The organism is Sphingobacterium tenebrionis, from assembly GCF_037126265.1.
GTDB classification, from domain to species: Bacteria; Bacteroidota; Bacteroidia; order Sphingobacteriales; family Sphingobacteriaceae; genus Sphingobacterium; species Sphingobacterium tenebrionis.
This window is the reverse complement of the sequence record NZ_JAYLLN010000021.1, coordinates 1-19,713: the sequence shown is the minus strand read 5'-3', so window position 1 is coordinate 19,713 and position 19,713 is coordinate 1. Positions and strand designations below refer to the sequence as shown.

Sequence of the window (19,713 nt, the reverse complement as noted above, 5' to 3'; positions counted from 1 at the left end):
ATATCCTCCCTTATCCTCATGACCTTTGTATTGTTAAAAGATAATACAAACTGGTCATGAACAATCAAACAATTAGAAAGGCTTTAATAAGTACTGCCGTATTATTTGGTTCTACAATATCCGTTCAAGCTCAACAAATCGGATTTAAAGAGTTTAAACAACCTGTAGAACAAGCCATTCAACACAACAGATCTATTCAGAATGCCACCTTGGAAAATCAAAAGATTTCCTTGGAAAGGGAGCATGTAAAAGGAAAATTCCTACCTCATGTTAGTGCAAATGCCATGTATGGCTATTTGAACAGTAATATGGATATAGATCTTCCTACAAAACAATTGCCCCTTTTAGGAACTTCCATTTATGATGGCTCGCAACAATTAAATGTTTCTTCACAAGTAGCCATGGCAGGGGTAACTGCCACCCAGGTTATTTTTAGTGGACTGCAGATCACTAACGGACAAAAAGCCCTCGAACAAAAATTCAAAGCACAGGATTTAATGAATCAAGCAGGTTATGATCAATTAGCTCAAGAAGTGGTCCTGAGTTTTGATCAGCTGATGTTGTTGAAAGAGGTGGATGTACTTATTCAAGATTCTGAAAAACGCTTGAAAAAGGAACACGAAAAAGTGGTTCGAGCGATAGATAATGGTTTAGCTATTCCCTATGATCGGGACAAGATTAAATTGGCGATGTTGGAATTGGAAAGTAGAAAAGCAGAACTGGAAAGTAATCGGGAGCTCTTATTCTTCAAACTTCAAGAACTGACAGGACTACCGATAGAACGCTTAAAAGAAACTAATTACAATTTGCAGGAACTCAGCTTGAATCTGGAAGATGCCCAAACAATGAACCGTAAGGAAGTTCAAGCTTTAGAGGCTGCAGGCAAAGCTTATGAATATGTTTACAAAAAAGAAAAGGGTAGTAGATTACCCCAGGTTTTTGCCTTTGGTAATCTATCCTATATCAATGCATTTTCAACAGATTTAACCATCAAAAATCTTCCTAAAATGGGCAACCTAAAATTGGAAAGTAATCATTTTCAGATGGCCCCTAATTATGCGGTAGGAATCGGAATGAAATGGAATATTTTTGAAGGAAAGGCACATAAAACTGCCATCGAGAAAACAAAATTGGATATGCAGATCAATGACAACAAACTGTTGGATACACAGGAAAAGCTTTCCTTATTACAGAAAAAAACCACGGTAGATTATCAGCTTGCTTTGAAAAAGACCAAAGTGAATGAGCAACAGGTAGCTATTGCCAAAAACAACCTTCATCTTGCATCCAGACAATTTGAAGAAGGTTTGACAGATGTTACGGAACGCCTGGAAGCTGAAAACGAATATTATAAACAGTCTTTAAACTACTTCCAGCAAGTGCTGGCACAACGTCAAGCGGCTAGCGAACTTTTGAAAGCTAACGGAAACTTATACGAAACTATAACTCGATAACCATGAAAAAATTAATATATAGCCTTAGTGCATTCTTACTATTACAGAGCTGTCAAACAGATCCTAAAAAACAAATTAAAATAGAAGGTAAAATTGAAAGGGATCAAATTGCCGTAACCACCAAAATCCCTGGTAAGATTCAGCGGGTATTGGTAGAGGAGGGACAATTTGTTCAAAAAGGAGACACCTTACTTATCCTGGAATTTCCTGAAGTGGATGCGAAATCCATTCAGGCACAGGGAGCACTCAACGCTGCACAAGCACAATATGAAATGGCTGTTAAAGGTGCCACTGATGGACAGATAAAACAATTGAACGCAAAAGTATCCGGATTAAAGGAACAATATGACTTTGCCCAAAAATCTTTAAATCGGATGAATAACCTATTGAAGGATTCCCTAGTTGCACAGCAAAAATACGATGAAGTCTATGCCAAATACCAAGGCGCAAAAAACCAATACTTAGCTGCCCAAGCAGAATTGGCCGACGTCCAACATGGAGCAAGAATTGAACAGCAGAAAATGGCTTTAGGCCAAAAGGAACGTGCTTTAGGTGCAGTATCTGAAGTTACGGTTGCTGCTAAAGAGCGATTTATTTTGGCTCCGCAGGATATGAGTATTGAAAACATCAACCTCAAAACCGGAGAATTGGCTTTGGCTGGTTATAGTTTGGTATCAGGATATATTCAGGATGGCACCTATTTCAGAGTAACGGTTCCTGAAGGAAAAATCAAGGATTTTCAAAAGGGTAGCCAAAAAACATTGGTTATTCCATATCAGAACAATGAGGAAATTCAAGCTCGTATCGAGACGGTTAAACCATTAACCGCTTATGCAAACATCAGTACCGCTTATCCGGATTTTGAAGAACAGCAATCCATGTTTGAGATACGCTTAAAGGCAGTAGACCCTAAACAAGTTCAAGATCTCTTGACAAAAGCTACATTTATCATAAAAGAAGACTAATAGGAGGGGAAAATGAAAAATTTTATAGCACTGATCAAAAGGGAATTCAAATTATTCTTTCAGAATAAGGTCCTTTTGGTACTATTTCTTGGTGCCCCGATTCTTTATGGTGTATTGGTAGGAGGGGTCTATAAAAAAGGAAAAGTAACGCATCTACCTATCATCGTGGTGGATGAAGATCGCAGCCCCTTGAGTAGGCAATTAATTGACATGTTCAATGACGGGGAAGTAATCTATGTGGCAAAAGTATTGGATGATGCTTTTAATGCTAACGATGAGGCCATGAAACATGAGGCAACGGTCGTGGTGCAAATACCTAAAGGTTTCTCTTCGAATGTTAATTACAATAGGCCAACAGAAGTCACCTTATTTGTGAATGCTTCCAACACCTTAACATCAAACTATGCGATGATGGCTGCGAATGTAGCAGCCGGAACCATGAAAGCAGGAATTCAAATCAAAGCCCAACAAAAAAAGGGAGTCCCAGAGTTTGTCGCGGCACAGCAATATGAACCCTTTAAAACGACTATTATCAAACAGCATATCCGAAGTGGTAATTACCTTTATTTCATGCTGCCCGGAGTTTTACTGACTGTTTTACAGCAGGTCATGATGTTAGGTTTGGCACTTAGTTTTTCTTCTGAATTTGAGAAAGGAACTTTTGCAGAGTTGGTTGGAAAATCACAAAATGTATTCATTTTGATTTTAGTGAAAATACTACCATACCTATTCATGTCGATCTTGATCTATGGGCTATATTATGGTTTTTCATTTTGGTATAGAATGCCATTGCATGTTAATGGAACGGCCTTCTTTTGGACCACACTATTGTTCTTAGCAGCTGTCAGTTTTATTGGTATTTTGGTCAGCCTGGCTATTCCTAGCCAATTGAAAGCTACTGAAATTTTAATGGTGATTGCTACGCCTAGTTTTATTCTGAGTGGTTTTACCTGGCCATTGAGTCAAATGCCAGATTGGATAGTTGCTATTGCCAACATGATTCCTTTAACACACTATCTACAGATATTCCGAACCTTGATCATCGAAAATGGATCAGTAGAATATGTCCAAGATGCTATTTGGGGCTTAGGATGGATTGCTGGTATCACCTTAATTCTTTCCATCGTACTCTTACAAAGGAAAATATCAAAGATCAAAAAAGATACTCCGATTAAACAAACCGTTTAATTGTCTTTTAACAAATGAGTGAACACCGGAACTGTTGTTTCGGTGTTTTTTTATGGAACTATTTGGACAGGTATTTCCTTTTGTCCATTATCTTTGGCCATTAAGGCCAATAAATAAACAATCTCAATCGCTTCATCACCAATAGCCAAACATCCCTTGGAAGTTGATCCACCGTGGATGAAGATATCAGAACCTGTTCGACCAAGGAATAGATCTTCCTCATTCGGGTAATTGATTCCTAAGGACAGGTGATATTTACTCTTGGGATTAAAACGATTGATATAATAGTTTCCTTCGGGAATCTGAAGGTCACCTTCTTTTTCTTTTGGACCTAAAGTACCTGAAAAAGCCGTCAAGGGAAATTGTTGATAAAGTTGAAATGAAGTATCGCCCGTATTCCTTACCCATAATTGAAGCAGCTGTTGGCTTTTAATTCCTAAAAATTGAATTTCCAATTGGTCATTGTATATCCCCAACTGCTGGAGAGTAGCTAAAATTCTGGGTAAATGTTTCTTCTTCGCTATATCAATGCGATCCATGTCTACCCAGTTACTTGTATTTTATATTTCACCAATAAATCCGGTAGGGAAGAAATAGAAAATTTTGCGCCTTTAACCGTGTTCTGATCTAGATCTAATTGTATGTTTATGCAAGTTGAAAAATCTGCTTTTTCCAAATTGGAATTTAGGAAGGTGCTATTTAATAAATCACAATATTCAAAGTACGCCTGCAGCAGATCCGCAGATTCAAAGTCAACTTCATGTAGTTTACAGGATATGAACTTTGTTTTCTTCAGTTTACATTGATAAAAGGAGGAATGATCTAGGATACAATGATCAAAGCTAAAACTCAGGTTAAAAGGATTACAGCTATCAAATTTTAATCCTAATAACTTACAATGTTCGAATTTTGCATCTTGAATCATACTATGTTCCAAGGTGGCTAGACTAAGATTACAATGCGAAAAAGTACAATCCACAAATTTCATTTCGGAAAGGTCCATCCGTTCGAAATTGCAGTTTTCAAATCTACAGTATTCGTATTCTCCTTTTACTAAGGGTCGATCGCCAAGATCTTCTGCTGTAAAGGTTTTATCTTCGAAATATTCAGCCATGTTTATAATTATTCATTTATGATTTCCTTCCTAATTCGGCTCAAAGAAGTATCCGTTACACCCAGATAGGAAGCTATGAATTTCAGTGGTGCTTGTTGGATGATTTGAGGTTTATCCTTCATGAGATGGAGATATCTACTTTTGGCTGGCTCCGTGATCATCTCTGTTGCTCTTTTTTTGCTGAGGTATAATTCGAAAGCCATCCATGCACGACCCCATTCCCGAAAGGCCGGAATCTGATGGAAAAGTTCCTGAAATACATCATAATCTAATTTCCATAGCACGCAATCCGTTAAGCATTGGATATATTCCTGGGATGGGATACGTTGAAAAATAGAGGCCACTTCAATAACCACTTCATTCTTTCCAGAAAAGCCTGTCGTGATTTCATTCCCTTCATAATCGTATAGAAAAGTTCTGACCAATCCGTCTTCAAGGATATAAAATTGATTCAATACCTGATCTTTCTTCAACAAGAATTCACCCTTAGATACCTGAATTTTTTCATGGGCAGCAAAAATTTTTTCCAGATCTTCATTTTCGAAAAGTGGGTGTTGATAGGCGTATTTTAAGATTTCCATAAAAGGAGTTATTTACATCCAAGATAAGTAAATTTCAGTTAACTAAAACGGATCTTCGAGCGTAAAACTTATCCTCTCCTTAGAAATGGGATGGGTAAATTCAATAAAGCCTGCATGTAGATGTAGACGATCTGCCCGTTGGCCATAAAGATCATCCCCCAGAATAGGGCAGAATAGACCTTTTTTATGCGCTGAATGCACACGTAATTGATGCGTTCTACCTGTTAAAGGAAAATAATGGATCCGGGTTCTTCCGTTTTCTATTGCTTGAACCCTAAATTTTGTCTGAGCAGGTTTACCATATTCGTAACAGACCACTTGCCTTGGACGATCATCCAAGTCTACTCGTAACGGCAGATCAATAAGTCCTTCCTGCTGATCTATTACACCATCCAAAATGGCGGTATATCGCTTTTTAACAGTATGTTTTATAAACTGATCTTGAATAAATTGATGGGATTCCTTATTCTTTGCCAACACTAAAATTCCGGAAGTCGACATATCCAAACGATGGATGATCAATGGACCGGTTATTTCTGGAAATCTTTCCAATATTCTGGTCTGAACACTATCCTTAACATTGATCCCGGGAACCGATAAAAACTCTGCTGGCTTATTGACAACAATGATCGATTCATCTTCGTATATAATATCAATGTCCAAATCACTATCCGGATGCTGAAGCATGGGATTATCATCAACTTCCAATCCCTGTAGCATATGGTTTAAGATGGGTTCGCATTTACCACGACAAGCAGGGTAGAAGGATAAATGTTTTCTTACTTCTGTATTTGGCGATTCTCCCCACCAGAACTCCGCCATAGCAATAGGTTTTAGCTTATGTTGATAGGCAAACTGCAATAATTTTGGGGCAGCGCATTCTCCAGCTCCTGCAGGAGGTTGCAATTGAATAGCTTCTTGGAAGATATCTAACACTGATCTTGATTCCCCTTGCGCATTCAAAAAATGGTATTGATCAAATAGACGTTGCTGCAGGGATGACGACCTTTCTTTACGCTCATTCTTTAACGCTTCGATCTGCTGTTGTTCCATAAGATACTTTTCCTCGAAACGTTCTATCACCTTTAAAGCATTTCCCTTCGCTACATCATATTCATGTTGATCCCGATAACTTTGCTTAATGAGATCAATTTCTAATTCCTGATAGGCATTTTCCGAAAGGATCGGTTTTTGGATGGTTCTAATCTGCTTTCTTTCCGATTTATTTTGTTTATGCAACACCCGGAGTGTCGAAAGTGATTTTTGTTGTTCCTCCTTGGCAGATTCAAATTGAAGTTTCAAAGCTTGAAGATTTCCATTTTCTTCTATTTGTTCCAATTCCCTATTGATCCGATTGATCTCTTGTTCTTCCTCCAGAAAAAAACCTTCAGGCTTTAACATATCAAAGATTGGAGGTACAAAATAACGATGTTGATTCGTTCCAGCCAGCTTCCCAGAAACGGCGGCAAGATAACCTAAGCCACCATGTTCATCTTCAACGACCAAAACCCCAAACATCTTTCCAATCACTAAAGCACTATTATGATCATCTAGCCCAAAATTATGTTCGAAATCTTTTTGGGTCAATAAATATTCCTGCACCTGCTTTGCAGCAAGCATACTTAACGCATGCGGCTCATAACAAAAGGGAAATGTAAATTTCTCCGGTTTTTTGATATGCGATACATCGTGCTGAAAGCGATGAAGGAATGATATATTACTCATTTAATGACAGTTCAATTCGGGGCAAAAATACAAATATTAAGAAGGATTTAAGATAATAATGATGAAGTTCAAATTCCAACAAATCTAAAGCCTAAAATGACATAAAAATGCCTTTAAAATATCTTTTATTGCAGTTTTTATTGGTAAATTGTATACATCAAAATTAGGGATATATATGGAAAACAAAAGAATATTGGGAAAATCAGACCTAACGATTGTTCCTCTTATATTTGGTGGTAATGTATTCGGTTGGACCTTAGATGAACAGCAATCCTTTGATATCTTGGATCAATTTATGGAATTAGGCTTCAATGCCATCGATACAGCCAATAATTATAGCCATTGGGCACCTGGAAACAAAGGCGGCGAATCTGAAACCATTTTAGGAAACTGGATCAACAGCAAAGGAAACAGAGAAAAAATTATCCTCATGACTAAAGTTGGTGGCCGATTTGGATATGATACCAAACCAAATACCCAGGCGAGTTATATCAAGGAACAAGTAGAACTTTCTCTAAAACGACTACAGACCGATTATATAGACCTATACCAAACTCATTATGATGATGAAGTGACCCCAATTGAAGAGACGCTAAGGGCATATGAAGATTTGATCCAGGAAGGTAAAATAAAACATATTGGGGCATCAAACATTGGAGCTACTCGGTTGCAGGAATCTTTAACTATTTCCAAAGAACAAAATTTACCTGCTTACATCAGCCTACAGCCAGAATATAATCTATACGATAGGGAGAACTATGAAAAGACCTATTTGAAATTAGTTGAGGAAAATGAATTAGCCGTTATTCCTTATTATTCTTTAGCGAGTGGTTTTCTAAGTGGGAAATATCAAACCGAATCTGATTTTACAAAATCAGCTAGGGGAGAAGGCATTCAGAAACGTTATTGGAATGAAAGGGGAAGGAGAATTGTAGCGGCATTAAATGAAGTTTCCAATGCATACAGAACAAGCCCTTCCGCAGTAGCCTTAGCTTGGTTATTAGCCCAACCTACCATCACAGCACCTATTGCTAGTGCGACCAAAACAGAACATCTTGAAGCCTTTGAAGCCGCTGTTCAACTGAGATTAGGGGAGGAGGCACTGAAGAAACTTGAGGAAGCAAGTAAATACTAGAATAAATTCTCAAAAAGTATAAACAACAAATAAATATATAATACTATGAAAACTAATATCGGAATTACAGAAAAAAACACCTCAGCAGTAGCTGAAATATTGAACAAATTATTGGCAGATGAAAATGTGCTGTATACAAAGGTTCGAAACGCTCATTGGAACGTAGAAGGACCAGACTTCCATGCTCAACATTTATTTTTTGAAACGATATATGATGAATTGGCGGAAATCATTGATGAAGTAGCGGAACGAGTTCGATCCATTGGCCATTATGCTGTTGGAACCATGAAAGCTTGGTTAGAAATAACCCAATTAACAGAAATGGCTTATGGTAAAAATGATTCCAAGGGATTCATCAAAGAAATCCTCAACGATTTTGAAAGCCTGATCATTTCCTTGAGAGAGGATATCGATAAAGTGGAAAAAAACAAGGATGCCGGAACAGAAGATTTTTTGGTTGGCATTCTAGAAAAACATGAAAAAACAGCTTGGATGCTAAGATCACACCTTAAATAGCATATACTTACATTTTAGAAGCTCCTTCGGGAGCTTTTTTTTTTGAATTTCATTTAATAATCAATAGAATAGATAGGATTGTTCCAAAGAATAGTTAATTTCAAAGCGATTTTATTAGTTATTTAAATGATCGACGAATTAATTGCCTATTTGGGAACCTTAAATCCCGTTACAGCAGCTTTATTAGCAGGTTTATTCACTTGGGGAGTGACCGCATTAGGAGCAGCATCCGTTTTTCTTTTCAGAGGAGTAAACAAACGACTATTGAATGGCATGTTGGGCTTTACAGGTGGCGTTATGATCGCTGCTAGTTTTTGGTCCTTATTGTCACCAGCAATAGAAATGAGTGACGGCAGTGGATTTGAAAAAGTGATGCCAGCCGCCATTGGCTTTATATTGGGTGCACTTTTCATATTTGGTTTGGACAAGCTCATGCCACACCTGCATTTGAACTTTTTAAAATCAGAAGGTCCAAAATCATCCTTACATCGAACCACCTTATTGACCATAGCCATTGCCCTACATAATATTCCAGAAGGATTGGCTGTAGGGGTATTGTTTGGTGGAGCGGCAGCAGGATCTCCAGAAGCAAGTATTGCTGGGGCAGTTTTATTGGCGATGGGAATTGGACTTCAGAATTTTCCGGAAGGAATTGCCGTATCCATGCCATTAAGGAGAATGGGGCTCTCCAGATGGAAGAGTTTCCAATACGGACAGTTATCGGCCGTGGTGGAACCTATTTTTGCTGTTCTTGGCGCCTTTGCTGTTGGATTCTTCCTTCCCATTTTGCCTTATGCATTGGCATTTGCCGCAGGGGCCATGATATTTGTGGTTATCGAAGAGGTAATCCCAGAAACCCAACAAGAAGAACATTCCGATATCCCTATCTTAGGATTTGTCTTGGGATTTGTGGTGATGATGGTATTGGATGTCGCATTGGGATAAATTTAGACAAACAAAAAAGCCATCCTTTTCAGAATGGCTTTTTTTATTTCCATACTTTGATTAATTCAAAGCATCTAACTTCGATTGGATTTCAGTAGATTTCGCTGTATCCTCGATAAAGTCGTAGTAACTTTTCAAACTACGTAAAGCATCTTTATTATTTGGATCTAACTCGATTGTTTTATTCAAATAAGGAAGAGCTGTAGCGATTTTCGCTTTGATCGCAGCAAGCTTTTTGTTGTATTCAGCAGCAGGTAAATTCTTATCATCATTGATCGCCAATAATTCATCGCGACCAGAATTCATGATCACAACAGCCGCATTGATGTTTGCCTCAGGATAATTAGGATCAATCTCTAGCGCTTTTTTGTAAGCCGCTAAAGCTTTCTCCGTATTTCCAGCAGTACCATATGCTAAACCAGAATAGTAGTGCAAGCTTTTATTTTGAGGATCCTTCGTGATTTGCGCTTCGATATCGCTCAAAATCTTCGCCTCATTACCTGTGATCAAATTAAACTCAATATTCTGTACAACAGCATCATTATCGTTTGGATAAGCAGCAACCGCTTCAGCAGCAGCAGCTAATGCCGATGTTGTATCACCTTTAGACATATAAAGTTTTGGAAGATCCAATAATACTGTCTTATGGCTTGAGAATTCTTTGTTAGGGATCAATGCCTTGTATTTAGGAATCGCATTGTCATAATCTTTTGTCTGTACAGCCGACAAACCAGCGTAGAATGTCAATGTGGTATCACCAGGAAGATAAGTCAATGCATCGTTGAATTCATTGTATGCATTTTTATAATCTTGTTTATCCCATGCAGCAACACCTTGATTGAATTTAAACTGACCTAATGTTTGGCTCGCAACAGTAATATTATCTGTATGCTTTTTCTCCTTATCTAATTCAGTTGCTTTTTTAACAGCTTCGGAAGCTTTGGTAGCAGCTTCTGCATTCTTATCGATAAATGCAATATTAGAATAAACTAAGGCATAGTAAGTCCAAGCTTCTGGATCATTACTTGTTTTTTCATGCACAACAGCTGCATCAATTGCTTCTTGAGCAGTAGTTAGATTTGTTTTCCCTAAAGCAGCCGTTCCAGCAGCTTTTAGTTCTTCAAATTTAATAATTGCAGCTTTAGCTTTTTTTACGTTACTAGCTTGTGCAAATACAGCAGTAGTTCCTGTCGCCAAAAGTACGCCTGCTAATAATATGGATTTCTTCAGATTCATATCGTATTTGTTTTGTTTATTAATTTGTAAGTTGGTTCAATAACATGTTTACACGATCCAATTGCGTTGCATCTTCCGCCTTTTCATAATACAACGCCAATGATTTCAACGCATTGATCTCATAAGGCTTAATCTCATTCGCTTTTAAAAGATAGTTCTGTGCATTATACTGCGCTTCTTGATTCGAGGTATCAGACAAGAAATCTTTTAAATAGATTAATCCCAAGGCTAAATTAGATTCATAATTATTTGCATCCAATTGCAAAACCTTTTCATAATAGGTCTTAGCTATAGCTACCTGGTTTGCATTTTCATTTGCATAACCCGCTAAATAATTAAGATCTATATTCTCCGGTTCGTATTTTAATGCTTCTCCAATTAAAGGAACAATCGCATCGTAAGCTTTGTTCTTCGCATATTTATCAATCAAAAGGAACAATAAGGATTTTTCTTCCTGAAATTTGGTTCGACCAGTTTCAAGCGTACTCAAAGCCAATTGCTTTTCCCCTAATTTATCATAAATATCAGAAAGTTCAATGTATTGCTGAGGAGTAACTTTTTCCGACTCAAGTATAGCTTTATAAAACTTAACCGACTCTTGCAATTTACCAGCCTTATTTGCTAATAATGCCAGGTTATAGGTGACATCTTCCGATTTGACGTGCATTTCATCCACTTTACTGAAATCTTGATATGCCGCATCAAATTTATTGTCTTTCAAAGCCTTATTCGCACGGGTAATCAATGCAGCTGCCAAATTCTGCTTCACGTAATCCATCTCACCAGGATATCCTTCCTTATCCTTATCAGTTAATTTTCCAAGAGTTTGGAAAGTAAGATCGATAGGATCCTGATTGATGTTCGTTTTTACGGTACGATTAGAATCCGCATAAGCGAGCGAGCTTAACACCATCGCGCGTAATACATTTACCCTAGTCTTCGTGGAGTCTTTTTTGGTTTTATAGATATTGCCCAATTGTTTCATGGCATTATCTAAATTCTTGATATCTCCAGTCTGCGTATATAAAGCAAACGCATTACTAGCCTCCTTATAGGCAGATTGCCCATAAGAAGCTTGTGAAAATAATACAAATAGGAGAGCTAAAGCTCCGATAAATAGATTATTCTTGTTCTTCATTCTCAGGATTACTTGAGCTATTTTCAGATTGATTTTCTGTTTCTTCGCCATCAAATTCTTCCTCTTCTTGTCTTTCTACTTTAGTAATGGAAGCAATTGCATCCGTATCTTTCAATGTAATCAGTTTTACACCTTGCGTTGCACGTCCCATCACTCGTAAACTTTCCACACCAATTCGAATAACAATACCTGATTTATTAATAATCATCAAGTCATTCTCATCGGTTACACCTTTGATCGCAACAAGTTCACCGGTCTTATCCGTTACGTTAATGGTTTTTACACCTTTACCACCACGGTTTGTGATTCGGTAATCTTCAATATCCGTACGTTTTCCGAAACCTTTTTCAGAAACTACCAATACAGTTGTCTCTTGATCATTAACACTAATCATGCCAACTACCTCATCTTTTTCATGTGCTAAGGTGATTCCGCGAACACCAGTTGCCGTTCTTCCCATCGGGCGAACAGTCGACTCGTTAAAACGGATCGCACGACCAGAACGAAGCGCCATCACAATTTCACTTGTACCCGAAGTCAAGGTTGCTTCGATCAATTGATCTCCATCATTGATGTTGATCGCGTTGATACCATTTGCTCTTGGTCTTGAGTATGCTTCCAATGATGTTTTCTTGATCGTACCTTTTTTCGTACACATGATGATGTAGTTGTTTTCCAGGTACTCTTGATCCTTCAGATTGGTGACTTTGATATAAGCCTTGATCTTTTCATCTTTTGGAATATTGATGATATTCTGTAGTGCTCTTCCTTTAGATGTTCTGCTTCCTTCCGGAATCTCGAAGGCGCGCAGCCAGAAACAACGTCCAGCTTCTGTAAATAACAATAAGTAGTTATGTGCAGATGCCGTAATAATATGCTCTGTAAAGTCCTCATCGCGGGTTGTTGACCCGATAGCACCTTTACCACCACGTCCTTGACGACGGTATTCTGTTAATGGCGTACGTTTTACGTAACTGTTATGGGAGATAGTGATCACCACTTCTTCATCATCGATGAAATCTTCCATACGCATATCCTCAGCAGAATGTACGATATGAGATCTTCTCTCATCACCATACTTCTCCCTAACCTCAACAAGTTCTTCCTTGATGATCTTAAAGCGTAAAGACTCATCCGCTAAAACTTCTTTTAAGTATTCGATGGTCTTCATCAATTCCGCATATTCTTCTTTGATCTTATCGCGCTCTAGTCCTGTCAATCTTCTTAGGGTCATGTCCAAGATAGCTCTTGCCTGTATGTCAGACAATCCAAATCGCTCCATCAATCCAACACGCGCATCTTCTGGCGTATCGGAATTACGGATCAATTGGATCACTTCATCCAGGTGATCTAATGCGATCAAGTATCCTTCTAATATATGCGCACGTTTTTCAGCTTCGGCTAATTCAAACCTCGTTCTACGTATAACCACATCGTGGCGGTGTTCAACGAACTCATGGATCATATCCTTTAAGTTCATCAACATCGGACGACCTTTTACCAAGGCGATATTGTTTACCGAGAAAGAAGTCTGTAAAGCGGTGTACTTATATAAGTTGTTCAATACCACATTGGCATTGGCGTCACGCTTAATTTCATAAACCACACGGATATCTTTCGCCGATTCATCTCTGATCTCAGAAATTCCCTCGATTTTCTTTTCATGAACCAAGTCAGCAGTACGTTTAATCATCTCTGCTTTGTTCACTTGGTAAGGGATCTCGGTTACCACAATAATTTCCTTACCGGTTTTGGTCGTTTCGATCTCCGCCTTAGCGCGCATCACAATACGGCCACGACCAGTTTCGAATGCATCTTTAACCCCAGAAAATCCGTAGATCAAACCTCCGGTAGGGAAGTCAGGACCTTTTACATAGGTCATCAATTCCGAAATCTCAATGTCTCTATTATCAATATAAGCAATAGTACCATCGATCACCTCCGTTAGGTTATGAGGCGCCATATTGGTGGCCATACCTACCGCAATACCGGAAGCACCATTTACTAATAGGTTCGGGATCCTGGTCGGAAGAACGGTTGGTTCCTGAAGGGAATCATCAAAGTTCAATTGAAAGTCTACCGTGTCCTTTTGGATATCGGCAAGCATTTCTTCAGCGATCTTCCGAAGTCTAGCCTCGGTATAACGCATTGCCGCTGGTGGGTCACCATCTAGGGAACCGTAGTTTCCCTGTCCATCGACCAATGGATAGCGTAAGGACCAATCTTGAGCCATACGAACCATCGTATCGTAAACTGATGAGTCACCATGTGGGTGATACTTACCTAATACATCCCCGACAATACGGGCAGATTTCTTAAAAGGTTTTCCACTAGTTACCCCCAAGTCCAACATACCGTACAATACACGGCGGTGAACCGGTTTGAAACCATCACGTGCATCCGGTAGGGCGCGAGAAACGATAACCGACATCGAATAATCGATGTAGGCCGATTTCATTTGGTCTTCAATATTGATGGGGATAATCCTGTTTTCGGCAGGTACTAAGTTGTTTTCGTTTTCTGTTTCTTCAGCCATTCTTTTTTGGTTTCAATCAAACATTCAGGTGCATCATCCAATTGATTACACCTAACAGGCGAAGGTACACAATTTTTGTGGCATTAAACAGTATTTAAGGCATTAAAAATATCAACATTCAAAGGCAATTGTTAATTTTTTTGACAAAAGAATTTATGGAAGCCTAAATGCCTTTTGTATGACAAATTAATATCAAACAATAATATATTTTGTGATTTTTAAAACAAATAAGGAATTTGCTTTAAAAAATTTTAAAAATGTTTTACCTTTGTTCTTTCTTACGATAAAATCCGTTTCACCAGACGATTTATCATCCTTATTTTTAACAATTTAACAGTAAAAAATGAAACATAATTTCGGTGCAGGTCCTTGTATTCTACCAAAGGAAGTCTTTGAAGAAGCTGCAAAAGCAGTGCTTGATTTTAATGGTACAGGTCTTTCTATCTTAGAGGTTTCGCATCGTTCCAAAGAATTTGAAGAGGTAGTCGTAGAGACTGAGCGTCTCGTTAGGGAGCTATTGAATGTCCCTGAAGATTATTCCATTCTTTTCTTACAAGGTGGTGCTACGCAACAATTTGCCATGGTTCCTATGAATCTTCTTCCAGAAAATGGGAGGGCAGCTTATTTAGATACCGGTGTTTGGGCAACTAAGGCCGCTAAAGAAGCAAAAAAAGTAGGACATGTCGAGATCGTGGCTTCTTCGAGTGACCAGAATTATTCCTACATCCCCAAGGATTTCCAAATCCCAGCAGATGCAGCATACTTCCATTATACGTCGAATAATACCATTTATGGAACCGAAGTTTTTGAAAAACCAGCAACTGCAGTTCCAACGGTAGTAGACATGTCTTCGGATATCCTAAGCCGAAAAATTGATGTTTCCGAGTTCGATCTGATCTACGCTGGCGCTCAGAAAAACATGGGACCGGCAGGTGTAACGCTTGTGATCATCAAAAATGAATTGTTCGGAAAATCAGGCCGTACCTTCCCAACTATTTTTGATTACGAATCCCACGCAAAAGCAGGATCCATGTATAATACGCCGCCAGTATTCTCCATTTATGTTTCCATGTTAAACCTTCGTTGGTTAAAAGCGAAAGGAGGGGTGGATGTCATTGAGCAGGAGAACATCATTAAAGCACGTACTTTGTACGAGGAGATTGACAGAAACCCATTCTTCAAGGGAACAGCCGCTGTAGAAGACCGTTCGAGAATGAATATTACGTTTGTTATGGACAGCCCTGAATTGGAAGCTGAATTCTTAGCGTTAGCAAAAGAACGTAATTTAGTAGGTATCAAAGGTCATCGTTCCGTTGGTGGATTCCGTGCATCGGTTTACAATGCATTGACCATTTCATCCATCAATGCTTTAGTCGATACCATGAGAGAATTTGAAGAAAATCACAAATAATAATTAATGAGAATTTTAGCAAACGATGGAATTAATCCCATCGGTAAAAAGATATTAGAGGATGCAGGATTTATCGTAGATACCATCCATATTCCTCAAGAGGAGCTTGCTCTTCGTTTGAACGATTACGATGCAGTAACCGTTCGTAGTGCAACAAAAATAAGACAGGCATTGATCGATGCTTGTCCAAATCTTAAAGTTATCGGTCGTGGTGGCGTAGGTATGGACAACATTGATGTGGATTATGCCGTATCAAAGGGAATTGCTGTAGTCAACACACCTGCTGCATCTTCGCATTCCGTTGCGGAATTGGTATTTGCCCATTTATTGAATGGCGTTCGGTTTTTATTCGATGCCAATCGCAAGATGCCTCTAGAGGGCGGGACCAATTTTGGTGCATTAAAAAAAGCTTATGCAGCTGGCGTAGAATTACAGGGAAAAACATTAGGCGTGGTTGGTTTTGGTCGTATTGGCCGCGAAACAGCCAAAATTGCCTTGGGATTAGGGATGAATGTGTTATATTCTGATCTTTTTGAAGGACCTAAATCCTTAACATTAACACTTTCCGGCGGAATCCAAGTGGAAGTTCCAGTTGAACAGGCTGATCTGGAAACTATTTTCCGTCAAGCTGACTTCATCTCCCTGCATGTTCCATTTACCGATAAACCTGTCATTGGAAAAGAAGAATTCGCCTTATTAAAAGATGGAGCAGGATTGGTAAACGCCTCTAGGGGTGGTGTAATCGATGAACTGGCATTGGTTGAAGCATTGAATTCCGGCAAAGTTTCCTTTGCAGCACTTGATGTTTTTGACAACGAGCCTAGCCCTAGAACAGAAATATTAACACATCCGAGGATTTCCTTGACACCACATATTGGTGCTGCGACCAATGAGGCGCAGGAAAGAATCGGTGAAGAACTTGCTCAGTTGTTGATTGAGAACCTGAAGAAGTAGTTCTTCCGCATAGAAATGTATGCGGCACAAAACCATTTAGGAATTTGTGCCGCTTTTTTTGTGAAAAAACCTATATTCACACCCGCAAAAAAAAATTGTATAAAAAGTAGATATGAAAATTCTAAAATTCGGAGGAACATCCGTAGGAAGTGCTGAACGTATCAAAGGATTACTAGACATAGTAAATCCCGCAGAACGTCAAATTGTTGTACTTTCAGCTGTTGCTGGAACGACCAATGCCTTGGTAGAAATTGCTAAAGCCCTTTTAAATGGTAAGAAGGACGAGGCCAAACAATTAATTAGTGAACATAAGGATAAGTACGAAAACTTAATCAAGGAACTCTTCAGCACAGAGAACGGATATAAGAATGGAAAAGAATTGATCGATTATCACTTTAACTTGATCTCCTCCTTATCAAACGACCTGTTTACGCCTGTGGAGGATAAGATCATCCTTGCGCAAGGGGAATTGATGTCCACTAATCTTTGGCACCTGTATTTACAGGAAAAAGGAGTGAAGTCTGTGCTATTGCCAGCATTGGATTTCATGAAAATCGATGAGGATAATGAACCTATCGTGCCTTTTATCAAAGAGAAGTTGGAGGCTATTTTAGAAGAAACACCAGAAAACACCCTGTTCATCACGCAAGGTTTTATCTGTCGCAATTCCTTCGGTGAGATTGATAACCTGCGTCGCGGTGGATCAGATTATACCGCTTCCTTGATCGGTGCAGCAATTCAAGCTGATGAGGTTCAGATCTGGACGGATATTGATGGGATGCATAACAATGACCCTCGTATCGTGAAGAACACGACTCCAATCGCTAACCTTAGCTTTGATGAAGCGGCAGAATTGGCCTACTTTGGAGCTAAGATCCTGCATCCTCAAAGCGTATTCCCAGCACAAAAATATAATGTGCCTGTACGATTATTGAATACCATGGATCCGAAAGCCTATGGAACCCTGATTTCGAAAGATGGTGGACAGAAAGGATTTATCCGTGCGGTAGCTGCTAAGGATGAAATTACGGCTATCCATATCCATTCCTCCAGAATGCTATTAGCCTATGGTTTCCTACGTAAGATCTTTGAGATTTTTGAGCGTTATAAAACACCGATCGATATGATTACCACCTCCGAAGTGGCTGTGTCCTTATCCATCGACGATACCAAGAACCTGGGCGACATCATCCGCGAAGTGGAAGACTTCGGTAGGGTAAGTGTTGACAGAAATCAGACTATCATCTGTGTGGTTGGTGATTTTGGTGCCAACACCCATGGCTATGCAGCGCGCGTATTAGATGCTGTAAAACATCTTCCATTACGCATGGTGTCTTATGGCGGTTCCGATTATAACGTTTCCATCCTGTTGGATTCTGAACATAAAGTGGAAGCCCTAAGATCTTTACATAACAGACTTTTCTAAACCTATAATGAACATACATCAATTAGATATCAATCATTTGAAATCCTTAGAAACGCCATTCTACCATTATGATATGGAGCTTTTGGCAAATACCTTGGATGCCGCTAAAAAAGCTGCTGACAAGCGGGGATTTCATTTACACTACGCCCTTAAAGCGAACTTCAACGACCGTATTTTGGAACTTATCCAATCAAAGGGATATGGGGCCGACTGTGTGAGTGGCAATGAGGTACAAAAATCCATCGATATGGGTTTCCCAGCTTCGCAGATTACTTTTGCTGGCGTAGGCAAATCCGATAAGGAGATCATCCTGGCCTTGGAACAACAAATATTTGCGTTCAACGTGGAATCTATCCAAGAGCTGTTGATCATTGATGAATTAGCTGGTAAATTGGGTGTAAAAGCGAATATTTCCCTTCGGATCAATCCGAATGTGGATGCGCATACACACCATTACATCACCACCGGTCTGGATGAGAATAAATTCGGGGTTCCCAATTCCGAATTGGAGAAAGCGGCATCAGTACTACGATCCTGTGAGCATGTGAACCTGTTGGGTCTGCATTTTCATGTTGGTTCGCAGATCACCGATATGAATGTATTCAAAAGCCTTTGTGTAAAGGTGAATGAATGGAAGAATTGGTTTGAAGAGCGTGGAACGACCATTAAAGTATTGAACGTAGGAGGGGGATTAGGCGTTGATTACCAACAGCCTGATGAAAACCCGATGCCTGACTTTGAAGCCTATTTTGATGTTTTTGATAAGTTCTTGGAGCGAAATCCCAATCAGGAAGTACATTTTGAATTAGGTAGAGCGCTTGTGGCTCAATCCGGAACCTTGGTAAGCCAGGTGCTGTACACCAAAAGCGGAATCAAAAAGAACTTTTTGATTTTAGATGCCGGAATGACGGAATTAATGCGTCCAGCTTTATACCAAGCCTACCATAAGATCGAAAAATTAGGCAGCTCAAACCAGGAAGAATTACTTAATTATGATGTGGTAGGTCCTATCTGTGAAAGCTCCGACTGCTTTGGAAAGGAAGTTACCCTTCCTATTTCAGAAAGGGGAGACCTGATCGCTATCCGTACCGCCGGCGCCTATGGTGAAGTCATGGCATCCCGGTATAATTTAAGGGATGAGATAAGGTATGTGTATGGGTAGGTTTTTTAGACGTTAGATGATAGATTTTAGACGTTAGACCTATGTGGATATTGAATAAGAGGAACATTTGTTCCTCTTTTTATTTTTTCCACCCCGCGTCATTGCGAGGAGTCCTTCGTCATCGTAAGTTTGTAGGGAAGTTATAGGAATTAAAGAAACAGAATATAATTTTGTATTTCATTTAGGATACAGCGAGAGAGGGAGTAAGATTTTTAATCGTCATTGGT

Annotated in this window: 17 protein-coding genes; 10 read left to right on the top strand and 7 right to left on the bottom strand. The window is 39.1% G+C overall.

The genetic code is table 11. From position 1 onward, the window contains the following. Positions 1-56: 56 nt before the first annotated feature. The 3 genes from VJ786_RS09680 to VJ786_RS09670 are packed head-to-tail and all read left to right on the top strand — an operon-like array spanning position 57 to position 3,607. Positions 57-1,454, top strand: coding sequence for a TolC family protein (locus VJ786_RS09680; protein WP_134776404.1), 1,398 nt, complete (start codon positions 57-59; stop codon positions 1,452-1,454). A gap of 2 nt (positions 1,455-1,456) precedes the next feature. Beyond that, positions 1,457-2,419, top strand: coding sequence for an HlyD family secretion protein (locus tag VJ786_RS09675; protein ID WP_134776405.1), 963 nt, complete (start codon positions 1,457-1,459; stop codon positions 2,417-2,419). A gap of 12 nt (positions 2,420-2,431) precedes the next feature. Then, positions 2,432-3,607: an ABC transporter permease gene (locus VJ786_RS09670; RefSeq protein ID WP_134776406.1), complete on the top strand. Its 1,176-nt coding sequence runs from the start codon at positions 2,432-2,434 to the stop codon at positions 3,605-3,607. 50 nt (positions 3,608-3,657) lie between these two features. On the opposite strand, the gene VJ786_RS09665 is transcribed toward VJ786_RS09670, so the two are convergent. From VJ786_RS09665 to VJ786_RS09650, 4 genes are read right to left on the bottom strand one after another with little or no spacing between them, the layout of a single operon-like run. Continuing rightward, on the bottom strand, positions 3,658-4,146 hold the full coding sequence (locus VJ786_RS09665; RefSeq protein ID WP_336557653.1) for a L,D-transpeptidase family protein: 489 nt from the start codon (positions 4,144-4,146) through the stop codon (positions 3,658-3,660). A gap of 2 nt (positions 4,147-4,148) precedes the next feature. Next, on the bottom strand, positions 4,149-4,721 hold the full coding sequence (locus VJ786_RS09660) for a pentapeptide repeat-containing protein (RefSeq protein WP_134776408.1): 573 nt from the start codon (positions 4,719-4,721) through the stop codon (positions 4,149-4,151). Between the two features lie 8 nt (positions 4,722-4,729). Beyond that, positions 4,730-5,302: a Crp/Fnr family transcriptional regulator gene (locus VJ786_RS09655; protein ID WP_134776409.1), complete on the bottom strand. Its 573-nt coding sequence runs from the start codon at positions 5,300-5,302 to the stop codon at positions 4,730-4,732. 42 nt (positions 5,303-5,344) lie between these two features. Then, positions 5,345-7,027 (bottom strand): RluA family pseudouridine synthase, encoded by a 1,683-nt coding sequence (locus VJ786_RS09650; RefSeq protein ID WP_134776410.1) that lies wholly within the window; start codon positions 7,025-7,027, stop codon positions 5,345-5,347. 175 nt (positions 7,028-7,202) lie between these two features. On the opposite strand from VJ786_RS09650, the gene VJ786_RS09645 reads away from it, so the two are divergent. From VJ786_RS09645 to VJ786_RS09635, 3 genes are all read left to right on the top strand, one after another. Then, the gene (locus tag VJ786_RS09645) at positions 7,203-8,162 is read left to right on the top strand and encodes an aldo/keto reductase (protein ID WP_134776411.1); all 960 of its coding nucleotides are present in this window, start codon (positions 7,203-7,205) and stop codon (positions 8,160-8,162) included. A 45-nt stretch (positions 8,163-8,207) separates the two neighbouring features. Then, positions 8,208-8,678 (top strand): Dps family protein, encoded by a 471-nt coding sequence (locus tag VJ786_RS09640; protein ID WP_134776412.1) that lies wholly within the window; start codon positions 8,208-8,210, stop codon positions 8,676-8,678. A 126-nt stretch (positions 8,679-8,804) separates the two neighbouring features. Then, positions 8,805-9,623, top strand: coding sequence for a ZIP family metal transporter (locus tag VJ786_RS09635; protein ID WP_099366246.1), 819 nt, complete (start codon positions 8,805-8,807; stop codon positions 9,621-9,623). 60 nt (positions 9,624-9,683) lie between these two features. Here VJ786_RS09635 and VJ786_RS09630 read toward each other — a convergent pair whose 3' ends face one another. Genes VJ786_RS09630 through gyrA form a run of 3 tightly spaced genes read right to left on the bottom strand, consistent with a single transcriptional unit; the run spans position 9,684 to position 14,533 of the window. Next, positions 9,684-10,859: a tetratricopeptide repeat protein gene (locus VJ786_RS09630; protein ID WP_134776413.1), complete on the bottom strand. Its 1,176-nt coding sequence runs from the start codon at positions 10,857-10,859 to the stop codon at positions 9,684-9,686. Positions 10,860-10,878: 19 nt separating this feature from the next. Continuing rightward, positions 10,879-11,997: a tetratricopeptide repeat protein gene (locus VJ786_RS09625; RefSeq protein WP_134776414.1), complete on the bottom strand. Its 1,119-nt coding sequence runs from the start codon at positions 11,995-11,997 to the stop codon at positions 10,879-10,881. After that, the gene (gene gyrA / locus VJ786_RS09620) at positions 11,981-14,533 is read right to left on the bottom strand and encodes a DNA gyrase subunit A (protein ID WP_099366249.1); all 2,553 of its coding nucleotides are present in this window, start codon (positions 14,531-14,533) and stop codon (positions 11,981-11,983) included. The genes VJ786_RS09625 and gyrA overlap by 17 nt, the downstream gene beginning before the upstream one ends. Positions 14,534-14,876: 343 nt before the next feature. Between gyrA and serC the strand changes: the two genes are divergently transcribed. The 4 genes from serC (at position 14,877) to lysA (ending at position 19,486) form a co-directional block, all read left to right on the top strand. After that, a complete protein-coding gene (gene serC, locus VJ786_RS09615) occupies positions 14,877-15,944 on the top strand; it encodes a 3-phosphoserine/phosphohydroxythreonine transaminase (RefSeq protein ID WP_099366250.1) in 1,068 nt (355 codons plus the stop codon). Positions 15,945-15,950: 6 nt separating this feature from the next. Next, positions 15,951-16,898 (top strand): D-2-hydroxyacid dehydrogenase, encoded by a 948-nt coding sequence (locus VJ786_RS09610; protein ID WP_134776415.1) that lies wholly within the window; start codon positions 15,951-15,953, stop codon positions 16,896-16,898. A gap of 112 nt (positions 16,899-17,010) precedes the next feature. Next, positions 17,011-18,324, top strand: a complete 1,314-nt coding sequence (locus VJ786_RS09605; protein WP_134776416.1) for an aspartate kinase — start codon at positions 17,011-17,013, stop codon at positions 18,322-18,324. 7 nt (positions 18,325-18,331) lie between these two features. Beyond that, a complete protein-coding gene (lysA, locus tag VJ786_RS09600) occupies positions 18,332-19,486 on the top strand; it encodes a diaminopimelate decarboxylase (protein ID WP_134776417.1) in 1,155 nt (384 codons plus the stop codon). Positions 19,487-19,713 lie beyond the last annotated feature (227 nt).

Bases quoted from the DNA above. Each gene is read 5' to 3' on its own strand.
- VJ786_RS09680 (WP_134776404.1), top strand. From the start codon at position 57: ATGAACAATCAAACAATTAGAAAGGCTTTAATAAGTACTGCCGTATTA.
- VJ786_RS09675 (WP_134776405.1), top strand. From the start codon at position 1,457: ATGAAAAAATTAATATATAGCCTTAGTGCATTCTTACTATTACAGAGC.
- VJ786_RS09670 (WP_134776406.1), top strand. From the start codon at position 2,432: ATGAAAAATTTTATAGCACTGATCAAAAGGGAATTCAAATTATTCTTT.
- VJ786_RS09665 (WP_336557653.1), bottom strand. From the start codon at position 4,146: ATGGATCGCATTGATATAGCGAAGAAGAAACATTTACCCAGAATTTTA.
- VJ786_RS09660 (WP_134776408.1), bottom strand. From the start codon at position 4,721: ATGGCTGAATATTTCGAAGATAAAACCTTTACAGCAGAAGATCTTGGC.
- VJ786_RS09655 (WP_134776409.1), bottom strand. From the start codon at position 5,302: ATGGAAATCTTAAAATACGCCTATCAACACCCACTTTTCGAAAATGAA.
- VJ786_RS09650 (WP_134776410.1), bottom strand. From the start codon at position 7,027: ATGAGTAATATATCATTCCTTCATCGCTTTCAGCACGATGTATCGCAT.
- VJ786_RS09645 (WP_134776411.1), top strand. From the start codon at position 7,203: ATGGAAAACAAAAGAATATTGGGAAAATCAGACCTAACGATTGTTCCT.
- VJ786_RS09640 (WP_134776412.1), top strand. From the start codon at position 8,208: ATGAAAACTAATATCGGAATTACAGAAAAAAACACCTCAGCAGTAGCT.
- VJ786_RS09635 (WP_099366246.1), top strand. From the start codon at position 8,805: ATGATCGACGAATTAATTGCCTATTTGGGAACCTTAAATCCCGTTACA.
- VJ786_RS09630 (WP_134776413.1), bottom strand. From the start codon at position 10,859: ATGAATCTGAAGAAATCCATATTATTAGCAGGCGTACTTTTGGCGACA.
- VJ786_RS09625 (WP_134776414.1), bottom strand. From the start codon at position 11,997: ATGAAGAACAAGAATAATCTATTTATCGGAGCTTTAGCTCTCCTATTT.
- gyrA (WP_099366249.1), bottom strand. From the start codon at position 14,533: ATGGCTGAAGAAACAGAAAACGAAAACAACTTAGTACCTGCCGAAAAC.
- serC (WP_099366250.1), top strand. From the start codon at position 14,877: ATGAAACATAATTTCGGTGCAGGTCCTTGTATTCTACCAAAGGAAGTC.
- VJ786_RS09610 (WP_134776415.1), top strand. From the start codon at position 15,951: ATGAGAATTTTAGCAAACGATGGAATTAATCCCATCGGTAAAAAGATA.
- VJ786_RS09605 (WP_134776416.1), top strand. From the start codon at position 17,011: ATGAAAATTCTAAAATTCGGAGGAACATCCGTAGGAAGTGCTGAACGT.
- lysA (WP_134776417.1), top strand. From the start codon at position 18,332: ATGAACATACATCAATTAGATATCAATCATTTGAAATCCTTAGAAACG.